The following is a 9649-nucleotide window of genomic DNA, read 5'->3' as shown; positions in this document are numbered from 1 at the left end:
GAGGTTCTACTGCCGATTCTCCAATCTTTCCAAGAGCCTTTGCTGCTTCCCCTCGAGCATACCACTCTTCATCCTTAAAAGCCTGAATGAGAGGTTCTACTGCCGATTCTCCAATCTTTCCAAGAGCCTTTGCTGCTTCCCCTCGAGCATACCACTCTTCATCCTTAAAAGCCTGAATGAGAGGTTCTACTGCCGATTCTCCAATCTTTCCAAGAGCTTCTGCAGCTTCCTCTCGAACAAGCCGATCAACATCCTTAAAAGCCTGAATGAGCGGTTCTACCGCTCTTTCATCTCTTATTTCTCCAAGAGCCTTTGCAGCTTCCCTTTTAGCAAACCAATCCTTCAAAGCCTGAATAAGCGGTTCTACCGCTCTTTCATCTCTTATTTCTCCAAGAGCCTTTGCTGCTTCCTCTCGAGCATACCGATCGTCTAAAGCTTGTGTAAGAGGTTCTACCGCCCTTTCATCTCCAATCTTTCCAAGAGCTTCTGCAGCTCCCCATCGAACATGGCTATTTTTATCCTTCAAAATCTGAATAAGCGGTTCTACCGCTCTTTCATCTCTTATTTCTCCAAGAGCCTTTGCAGCTTCCTCTCGAACATCCAACCACTTTTCATCCTTCAAAGCCTGAATAAGCGGTTCTACCGCTCTTTCATCTCTTATTTCTCCAAGAGCCTTTGCAGCTTCCTCTCGAACAAGCCGATCACCATCCTTCAAAGCCTGAATAAGCGGTTCTACTGCTGGCTTTCCAACTTTCACTAATTCATTCCAATCACTCTTTGCCATTAAGTAACGAACTTTCTCTGCATCATCTCTAGGCTTCCATCCTATTTCTCCAAGAGCCTTTGTTGCTTCCTCTCGAACACGCCGATCAACATCCTTAAAAGCCTGAATGAGCGGTTCTACCGCTCTTTCATCCTTTATTTCTCCAAGAGCCTTTGCTGCTCTCTCTCGAACACGCCGATCAACATCCTTAAAAGCCTGAATGAGCGGTTCTACCGCCCTTTCATCTCCAATCTTTCCAAGAGCCTCTGCTGCTTCCCATTGGACATGGCTATTTTTATCCTTCAAAGCCTGAATAAGAGGTTCTACCGCCCTTTCATCTCTAATATTTCCAAGAGCTTCTGCAGCTCCCTTTCGAACAGAATACACTTCACAGGTTCCAACTTCCTCAGAATAATAAGTAAAATAGTATCCATCTTTCAGAGCCTGAATGAGAGGTTCTACTGCCGATTCTCCAATCTTTCCAAGAGCCTCTGCAGCTCCCTCTCGAACATCCCAATCTTCATCCTTCAAAGCCTGAATTAGTGGTTCTACTGCTCTTTCATCTCCTATCTTTCCAAGAGCTTCTATGGCATCCTCCAAAGCTTTAATAATAGGTCCTTCTATCCTTTCATCTCTATGCTTCCATCTTATTTTTCCAAGAGCTTCTGCTGCCGCCAATCGATAGTACCAATCTCCACCTCTCAAAACCATGTTAAGAAGAAGTTCTACCGCCCTTTCATCTCCAATCTTTCCAAGAGCCTCTGCTGCTTCCAATCGAACATCGTTATCTTCATCCTTCAAAGCCTGAATGAGAGGTTCTATTGCTTTTTCATCTCCTACCCTTCCAAGAGCACATGCTGCACCCTCTCGAATTTTCACATCTTTTTCATATTGTAAAGCTTTAATTAGCCCTTTTACATTTCTTTTTCCCTCTAACTTATCCACATTCGGTTTGAACAACTTATCAAATATTCTCATCTTCACATCTCCTTATGCGACGAATGGCGTATAACTTTTTGCGTGTAAAAGAAGTTGAGGAAGGTACGAAGTTGGATATGCGCCTGTTATATGACAGAACTCACGAAGTGGACGAGGTGAGGAAACCGAAGTTTTCCGCAGAATTGCGCACATTTCATTGTTGTGCTCCTTTTTGTTCTGCACTTTTTTTTTTACTCCCACTTGTGACTCATTAAATGTGATTTATTTTTCCACCCTTTTTACTGTTGAGGGCTTTCCGAAGGAGGTTTTTGTATTAAAACAGTTCTTTGTTGTTTAATGAATGCTTTACCAAGGTGGTTTTCAACAATCTTCACAGCAGATGTCCCACCGAACGTATGAGTTGTAGAATGAAACACGGATAATACAAGATCTTGAAATTCTTGGTCATCTTCCAAATCACTGATAATCAAACCGATTTCTTTTGCCATTTGCCGATTTATATGTCGAGCATGGCTTTTGAATCTTTGGTGATTTGCCAAGGTAGCAGCAATTTCTGTGGATATTTCATTTGCATTATCCTTTTCCACAAACATGTAAGCTTCAAGCCACTCAGAAACTAATTGCTGAGATAAGGCTAAAGCATTTTGACATTGCACCAATAGTGCAGGTCCATATTGATTTAGTATCGGCAACCATGAACCTAATTTTTGAGGATCTTGGCATTCTGATTTAGCGAGTTCAAACTGATCTAATATCGCCTGTGCTGGGGCTACTTGAGGGCCAAACTGTGTATTAATTCTAACTTGAGGGTCAATTGGACCGATAAATGAATGCTTTCCTAAAACAATAGAATTCCCGCTGCAAGCAAGCATTGTTGCTGCTGACATCGCAGCGTGTGGAATAATAATCCTGATGTCGTCAAATTTAGTCCTTAAGTATGAGACGATTGCTTCTGTTGCCTCAGCGGAACCACCAGGACTATGTAAGATGAGATCTAAACTTTGGCCAGTAAGCCCATGAATTACCTCCATTATTCCTTGAATATCCTCCTCTGTTATACTTATTAGACTGGGATCAAAATTGCCCGGTTGTGTCCATTGAGACGCATAGATGATGGTATTACGCCTTGTATATCCATACAAAGAAGCCAAATATTTTCTTCTAACAGTATCAAAAGGAGGTCGAACACCTTGTTCTTCAAGTTGTTGTAGTTCTGTTAATATCTCCCCCCAAGTAGGCATAATAATTCAATCCTTTTAATATGATGAATTATTGTTAGATGAAATAATAGGCAGCGGCATCATACCCATTAAATATTCGTGACTTTGTTGAATCATACTTTCATAATCACCGTATACTATCATCAATTCTTTAATGCCAGGTTGTTCTTGTGCCCTTTTTATCAGTTCTTTATAATCTAATTCTATTTTTTCCTGCATCATTTGCTTTGTTTCCTTAGGTTATTTAATATATAAATTGTTTTTTGTCCCTTTTATAGTTTTGGTTAATTTTGAGGTAATTCTCAGGCTTTATTTCTTATCCGATAAAAACATCATCTGAATCTAAACTGATTAATATCCTCTCTTATGTAATTGGCAACCGTTCTTGCCTTCTTGTCAAAATCCTTTTCATTGCTGGCATAGAGGATGACCCTGGATGCGCTTATGATTGCCATCTCTCCCACTGAGTTGGTGCCGAACTTTACGGCCTTTTCCAGGTCGCCGGCCTGTGCGCCCACCCCCGGTATCAATATAGGCATATCTTCTCCCACCATCTCCCTGATCTTTTTCAGCTCCTCCGGGTAGGTGGCTCCGACCACCAGTCCGCAGTTTTTGTTTACGTTCCAGCCCACCACATGTTCAGCCACGATCTCGTACAGGCGCTTTTCTGAGCCACAGCGAAGGTCCTGGAAATTTTTTGAGCCGGGATTGGATGTCCTGCACAGGACGAATACGCCCTTTTCCGCATAGTCCAGGAAGGGCTTGACGGAATCGCTGCCCATGTAAGGATTCACCGTGACCGCATCAAAGTTAAACACCTCGAAAACAGCCTTGGCATAGGCCTTTGCCGAATGCTCGACATCCCCCCTCTTGGCGTCAGCGATGACGGGTATATCACTGGGAATGTACCTTAGGGTTTTGGCCAGGGATTGCAAGCCGTGCAGGCCCAGTGCCTCGTAAAATGCTAGATTCGGTTTATAGGCGATCACCAAATCCTTGGTTGAGTCGATGATGCGCTTATTGAACTCGAAGATCGGGTCATCGGCATCCCGCAAAAAGGAAGGAATTTTCTCTGCGTCAGGGTCAAGTCCTATGCAGAGCAGGCTGTCATTCTTTTTCGATGCGCCGATCAATTTGTCGTTGAATCTCATCTTTACTTTACCACCTACCCTGATTTCTATCCGGGGTTTGTATGCCGCTATCGCCTTTTCATTTATTTAGTACTAAGAAAGCAAAGCAGACAATGGATTTTTTCGTATCAGCCTTTTGCGTACTCATCAATCATCCGTTCCGCTATATACGCCCGTTTTAAACTCCCCGTCCCATACTGCGGCGGCTGAACACACGGGATTTTCGAATCTCAATTCGTACATAAACCTGGCGATCTCGGTCGCAGTCGATCCCTTCACCTTTGTATATAATCGCTCGAAGTCGGTCTTCTCATAGGTTGCGATGAAGAATGCCTTTCCCCCAAGCTCGAATTCCTTTACATTTATGCCGTCTGATTGTACTATGCCCAGACAACCTCTTCCATTTTTGTCAATGACGCCTGCAATTCTCGGCGTTTTATACTGGTCTCTTTCATAGTCCATCGCTAAAAGAGTGAGTGCCATGGCATCTCTCGGAGGGTATCCTGATTCTATTTTTTCCGCTATGGGCTCTGTGTGTGAGCCGTTTGTGGCGACCGCATGATCTCCGATCACTTTGATGCAACTATACGAGATATACGGACTCTTGGGCAGGTCCTTTGCGTCCTTTGGAACGATGCGCACGGAATCAAACTCTGTCACAGCCATCCGATTCGGAAAGGAGCGGGAGGATAACCGATACCCTATAAAAGGCCTGCCCTCAGAGCGCCCTATTACAACCACTCTTCCGACATACATCATAGGTCCAACCCAAATTGCTTCGCATTCGCGTCCGCAATATCCTGAATCTTCTTCAGCTCTTTCTCTCCGCCCTCGATTTTGAACAAATGCTTGAATCGGCGCTGTGCCTTCAGGTATTCCTCGACGGGTTTTCGCTTGATCTTCTTGACTGAGGTAACTTTGCCATCTGTCATTTCATATATCGGGAAAAGTGCCGTCTCTACCGCAAGTCTGCCGATCTCTATCGTCTTACTTCCGTCAAATCCCCATCCGGTACAACAAGGTGCATGTATCTGCAAGTACTTTGGGCCTTCTATGGAAATTGCTTTTTTTACCTTTCTTATCACATCTTTTGGATAGGCAATCGAGGCGGTGGCAACGTAGGGTATCCCATGGGCGGCAGCTATTGCAGGTAAATTCTTCTTTGGTCTGTTTTCACCGAAAGAGGCTTTCCCGGCAGGACTTGTCGTGGTGGATGCGCCATAGGGCGTCGAACTACTACGCTGTATGCCCGTGTTCATGTAGGCCTCGTTGTCATAACATATATACGTAACATCATGCCCTCTTTCGAGCATTCCTGAGAGTGCCCCTATTCCGATGTCAATGGTGGCACCATCCCCGCCTATCGCAATCACCTTGGCCTCATCCTTCCTGCCAAGGGATTTTAGGGCCGATTCAACTCCAGATGCGACAGCTGCCGCATTTTCAAATAACGAGTGAATCCATGGAACTTTCCAGGCTGACTCCGGGTAAGGCGATGAAACGACCTCCAAACAGCCTGTTGGTGAGATGATTATGACGTCCTTTCCTGAACCTTTAAGAATCAATCGTGCAGCTATTGCCGCCCCACATCCTGCACATCCTCTATGACCAGGTGCAAACAATTCCTCTTGCATCTATGGCACCCCCAGATCAACGAACTCACTATCCTCTTCAACTCTCCCGGATTTGATCGCTTTTTGCGCTTTCTCGACGATGCTCCTGATCGTGTTCTTTGAGATGTCCCTTCCACCCAATCCAAGGACGAATCCCAGTGCAAGAGGACCCTTCTCCTTGTAGAGGGCGGATTTGACATCCGTATACAGGGCGCCTTCATGTCCTAACGAGATGTTTTTGTCCAGCACGGCTATTGCCTTCGCATTCTTGACCGCTTCTGCTATTGCCTCTGCTGGAAATGGTCTGTAGCATCGAACTTTTACGAGTCCAACCTTTTTTCCATCTGCACGTAACTCATCGATTGCATCCTTTGCAGTTCCTATGACGGAGCCCATTGCCATTATGAGCACCTCTGCATCCTCTGCCTCATAGGTATCGATCAACCCCCCATAGTGGCGCCCGAATTTATCCCGAAAATCGCTTGCTACCTCTATGATCTTTCTCTCAGCCCTCTTCATGGCTTCATGGATCATGTAGCGAAATTCCGTGTACGTGCTCGGATACACTATTGTACCAAATGATAGGGGATTCTTTGGTGTTAGATAATGAGCAGGATCATACGAAGGCAGGAAATCGTCAACTTTTTCTTGAGGACATAGCTCAACAGGTTCATGCACATGAGTCAGAATGAAGCCATCCATCCCTACCATTACCGGCAGGAGAATGTCACGGTCTTCAGCGATCTTGTACGCTTGTATGATCATATCGCTTGCTTCTTGGGTATCCTCTGCATAAAGTTGGATCCATCCGCTGTCCCGTTCGGAGACCGTGTCTTGCTGATCGTTCCAGATGTTGATCGGTGCAGACAAAGACCTATTCACAGCAGTCATTACTATCGGCAGTCTCAGCCCGGCTGCGTTAAATAACACCTCATGCATCAGAGCCATTCCCTGGGACGTAGTGGCAGTGTACGTCCTTGCGCCTGTTGCGCTAGCTCCGACACAAACCGACATTGCGGAATGCTCCGAATCAACCCTGACATACTCACTAGCGAGTTCCCCGTCTGCCACCATCCGTGCTATCTCTTCGACTATGTGCGTTTGGGGTGTGATTGGATAGGCTGCTATGACATTTGGTCTGCAGGCTTTGACCGCTTCTGCCACAGCCCGCGAACCTTCCATGATCTCCATGAAGACTATTCCTCCTCCATGACCATTTCTATGGCTTTTACCGGGCATTCATGCGCACAGATTCCGCATCCCTTGCAGTAGTCGTAGTCTATGATATACTCGTCACCTACTTTGTATATCGTGCCTTCTGGGCAGAGCATACTGCACGTTCCACAACCGATGCATGCTTCCACGTTGATGATGGGCTTAAACGTCCGCCATGAACCAGTTTTGTTAATCCTCGTACTTCCAGGCTCTGCCATGGCACCTATGCTCAGTTTCATTTTATCTGCCCTTTCATCCTGTCATAGGCTTTTTGCACTGCTTCTGCATTCTTCACTCCTATTTTACCTGGAAAACGACTTGTAACGGCACATTTAATCGATCCCACAGAAACCTCTCCGGTGGCTCCTGCAAAAGCGCCAATTAAAGCAGTATTCATGATTGGCTGTCCTAAGGTCTCCATTGCGATCTTCGTTGCATTAATCGTCCTTACCCTGATTTCAGCTTTCAGCCCCAGTTTTTCCGGCTCTTTTTCGGTGTTGGCGATCACCATGCCTTCTGGCTTCAAACCCGATGTAACATCCTCCACATCGAGCAGTGTGGGATCTTGGACGATCACATAGTCTGGATTGTAGATATGACTTCTCAATCGTATAGGCGAGTCATCTATTCTTACAAAAGATACGATAGGTGCACCCCTTCGTTCAAAGCCAAAAAATGGGAATGCCTGACTGAATTTTCCATCATTAAAAGCTGCTGAGGCGAGCAGTTCCGCGCTCGTAACGACTCCTTGTCCGCCCCTTCCGTGTATTCGTATTTCTTTCATGACCTCTCCATGACGCCGCTAATCAATTCTGGCATGAATTTATTTAAATTTATTTGTGGGACTCCAGTCAACTTTGATTCCCAAGACCTCTTTTTTGCCTCTGTAAACATCTCTGGCTATTTCGGCACACCCAATTGCAGCGGTCCACTTGTCTAAACCGATTATTTCAGTATCAAGAAGCTCTTCAACCGTCTTTCTCACCTTGTCCATCCCGCCACTCAGGAATATTGCTTCACAAGATGAATGTTCGTTAACAAGTATCCGCATGCCAGCTATTTCCATCGCTGCGAAGAGCGCTATCCTTTCTAATGCCAGTCTGGAGCTTTCATTCTCTGCGCTCAGTAATTCCTCCACACTACTAAAGTTTGTGTGTTTTAATACGCCGCTTTGGGAGAAGGCCCAGTTTGCGCTTATCTTGCCTGCCTCGATATCCCGAATTGCATCCAGGTCAAGCGGACCCTGGAGCATTCCTGGCGCAAAAATACATGCGTCTAAGGCACCGACTATATCCCCATCCACCACTCCCACAGTAACGGTGTTTGAGCTTACGTCTGATACGATGAAAGTGTTATAGCCCTGTAAATGGGCATGATATGCAATGCCCACTTTTTCTGGGCTTGCTCCGTGCGAGAACATCTTCATTCTTCTATCGATATCGCTCCTAGCATGTATGCCAGGTATCACGATTGCAGGTATGCCCGACCTCTTGATGACATCAAAGACATGTGTTCCCCCCCCAATGTGGATTCCAGCGACACCCATCTTAACAACGCCTCTGTTAGTCACTCGTTCCATGTCGGTAATTTCAGAGATACCATCGCCCATCGAGTAACTGATTGCAAAAAGTTCTATGTCTTCTGCTTTAATCCCCAGACCGCTCAGGATGCTCTCCAGCAGTAGGGGGTCAGGCATGGTTTTGGCACACTCTCGCGACAACTCAAAAACACGTCCATCATCCGTTCCGAATCGTATCGCAGTGGTACCGTGATCCATCCCAACGAACATGTTACCCCCTGAGAAAATTCACGTAATATAATTTGTGCCTGCATTTAAATAAGGTCTTATGGGTATATCTAATATCCCCCAGGTTTTAGCCTGAGTAGTTAATTTAATTTGTCTGCGGTATCTTAAATAGCGCCATGTTCATGAAGACCTTTTGAAAAAAGGTCAAGGGGGAAACATGTAGTTTCTCCTTTCAAAAAGCGGGGGTTGCCAAGTCTGGTCAAACAACCAGGGAGAAGCGCTCTCTTTGTTGGACCAAAGGCGCAGGGTTTAGGACCCTGTCTCGTAGGAGTTCGCGAGTTCGAATCTCGTCCCCCGCATGCGGGGGTTGCCAAGTCTGGCCAAACAACCTTTTGGCTGAGCTTGACCCAAAAGGGGACCATAGGCGCAGGACTTAAGATCCTGTCTCGTAGGAGTTCGGGGGTTCAAATCCCTCCCCCCGCATAAAAATTTCATTCAGATAGGGATTTTGGTATTGTATTAATAAATACGGGTATTAATACTAAGGGACTAATTGATTCTTTTGAGAGATTCTGCAAGATACGAAAAACTCCAACTATCTATCCGATTTTATGGTGATAGGATAGATACATCCAACATATTAGACTCTTTCTGCCCTCTATAAACAATGAATCAGTCGAGACGATCACCATTCAAGATGTAGAATGCACGAATATCCTGAGTTGAAATCTGCAAACTCGTACAGAAATAAGAAATGCTGTGCGCTCTAAACTATTCTTTAGAGACTTTCTCAAGAGTCCTGACGTTATCGCTGACTTCAAGTCTCCCCGATAAAGTTGAGCGCAAATCTACCGAGCAAAAGTGACTTAATCAATTCTACGATGCGCTTCCTGACCTAAGAGGCAAAACAATCTTTCTTATGCATGCTTCAAGTGGCTTAAGATGTAGTGAAGTTTTAGGACTTAACTCAAAATGTGGACTTTATACCCTCAAATCTTTTGGTACCATATCACAGGATCTTT

General features: G+C 45.3%; 10 protein-coding genes and 2 tRNA genes. 2 read left to right on the top strand and 10 right to left on the bottom strand.

Translation table 11 applies throughout. From position 1 onward, the window contains the following. From PHI74_03570 to PHI74_03525, 10 genes are all read right to left on the bottom strand, one after another. Positions 1–1741: HEAT repeat domain-containing protein (locus tag PHI74_03570; GenBank protein ID MDD5485089.1), on the bottom strand; the 1741-nt coding region annotated here is incomplete at its 3' end. Positions 1742–1980: 239 nt separating this feature from the next. Next, positions 1981–2943 carry a hypothetical protein gene (locus tag PHI74_03565; GenBank protein MDD5485088.1) on the bottom strand — a complete coding sequence of 321 codons (963 nt, stop codon included), beginning with the start codon at positions 2941–2943 and terminating at the stop codon, positions 1981–1983. Between the two features lie 15 nt (positions 2944–2958). After that, the gene (locus PHI74_03560) at positions 2959–3144 is read right to left on the bottom strand and encodes a hypothetical protein (protein ID MDD5485087.1); all 186 of its coding nucleotides are present in this window, start codon (positions 3142–3144) and stop codon (positions 2959–2961) included. Between the two features lie 110 nt (positions 3145–3254). Further along, positions 3255–4073 carry an orotidine-5'-phosphate decarboxylase gene (gene pyrF / locus PHI74_03555; protein ID MDD5485086.1) on the bottom strand — a complete coding sequence of 273 codons (819 nt, stop codon included), beginning with the start codon at positions 4071–4073 and terminating at the stop codon, positions 3255–3257. Positions 4074–4199: 126 nt separating this feature from the next. Next, a complete protein-coding gene (locus PHI74_03550) occupies positions 4200–4811 on the bottom strand; it encodes an IMP cyclohydrolase (GenBank protein ID MDD5485085.1) in 612 nt (203 codons plus the stop codon). Next, positions 4808–5686: a pyruvate synthase subunit PorB gene (gene porB, locus PHI74_03545; protein ID MDD5485084.1), complete on the bottom strand. Its 879-nt coding sequence runs from the start codon at positions 5684–5686 to the stop codon at positions 4808–4810. Before porB ends, PHI74_03550 begins: the two co-directional genes overlap by 4 nt. Next, the gene (gene porA / locus PHI74_03540; protein ID MDD5485083.1) at positions 5687–6856 is read right to left on the bottom strand and encodes a pyruvate synthase subunit PorA; all 1170 of its coding nucleotides are present in this window, start codon (positions 6854–6856) and stop codon (positions 5687–5689) included. It lies immediately after the preceding gene. Positions 6857–6861: 5 nt separating this feature from the next. Further along, positions 6862–7119: a 4Fe-4S binding protein gene (locus tag PHI74_03535; GenBank protein MDD5485082.1), complete on the bottom strand. Its 258-nt coding sequence runs from the start codon at positions 7117–7119 to the stop codon at positions 6862–6864. Further along, positions 7116–7664, bottom strand: coding sequence for a pyruvate ferredoxin oxidoreductase subunit gamma (locus PHI74_03530; protein ID MDD5485081.1), 549 nt, complete (start codon positions 7662–7664; stop codon positions 7116–7118). Before PHI74_03530 ends, PHI74_03535 begins: the two co-directional genes overlap by 4 nt. A gap of 39 nt (positions 7665–7703) precedes the next feature. After that, positions 7704–8669 (bottom strand): methanogenesis marker 12 protein, encoded by a 966-nt coding sequence (locus PHI74_03525; GenBank protein ID MDD5485080.1) that lies wholly within the window; start codon positions 8667–8669, stop codon positions 7704–7706. Positions 8670–8866: 197 nt separating this feature from the next. Here PHI74_03525 and PHI74_03520 point away from each other — a divergent pair. Then, positions 8867–8986 (top strand) — tRNA-Leu (locus PHI74_03520). 1 nt (position 8987) lies between these two features. Further along, positions 8988–9110 (top strand) — tRNA-Leu (locus PHI74_03515). The last annotated feature ends 539 nt before the right edge of the window (positions 9111–9649 follow it).

The organism is Methanocellales archaeon, assembly GCA_028715985.1.
Classification (GTDB): Archaea; Halobacteriota; UBA148; order UBA148; family UBA148; genus UBA148.
This window is presented reverse-complemented; position numbering and strand designations above follow the sequence as displayed.

What these genes read in the sequence shown, in the direction of transcription:
- PHI74_03565 (MDD5485088.1), bottom strand. Translation starts at nt 2,943, where the DNA reads ATGCCTACTTGGGGGGAGATATTAACAGAACTACAACAACTTGAAGAA.
- PHI74_03560 (MDD5485087.1), bottom strand. Translation starts at nt 3,144, where the DNA reads ATGATGCAGGAAAAAATAGAATTAGATTATAAAGAACTGATAAAAAGG.
- pyrF (MDD5485086.1), bottom strand. Translation starts at nt 4,073, where the DNA reads ATGAGATTCAACGACAAATTGATCGGCGCATCGAAAAAGAATGACAGC.
- PHI74_03550 (MDD5485085.1), bottom strand. Translation starts at nt 4,811, where the DNA reads ATGATGTATGTCGGAAGAGTGGTTGTAATAGGGCGCTCTGAGGGCAGG.
- porB (MDD5485084.1), bottom strand. Translation starts at nt 5,686, where the DNA reads ATGCAAGAGGAATTGTTTGCACCTGGTCATAGAGGATGTGCAGGATGT.
- porA (MDD5485083.1), bottom strand. Translation starts at nt 6,856, where the DNA reads ATGGAGATCATGGAAGGTTCGCGGGCTGTGGCAGAAGCGGTCAAAGCC.
- PHI74_03535 (MDD5485082.1), bottom strand. Translation starts at nt 7,119, where the DNA reads ATGAAACTGAGCATAGGTGCCATGGCAGAGCCTGGAAGTACGAGGATT.
- PHI74_03530 (MDD5485081.1), bottom strand. Translation starts at nt 7,664, where the DNA reads ATGAAAGAAATACGAATACACGGAAGGGGCGGACAAGGAGTCGTTACG.
- PHI74_03525 (MDD5485080.1), bottom strand. Translation starts at nt 8,669, where the DNA reads ATGTTCGTTGGGATGGATCACGGTACCACTGCGATACGATTCGGAACG.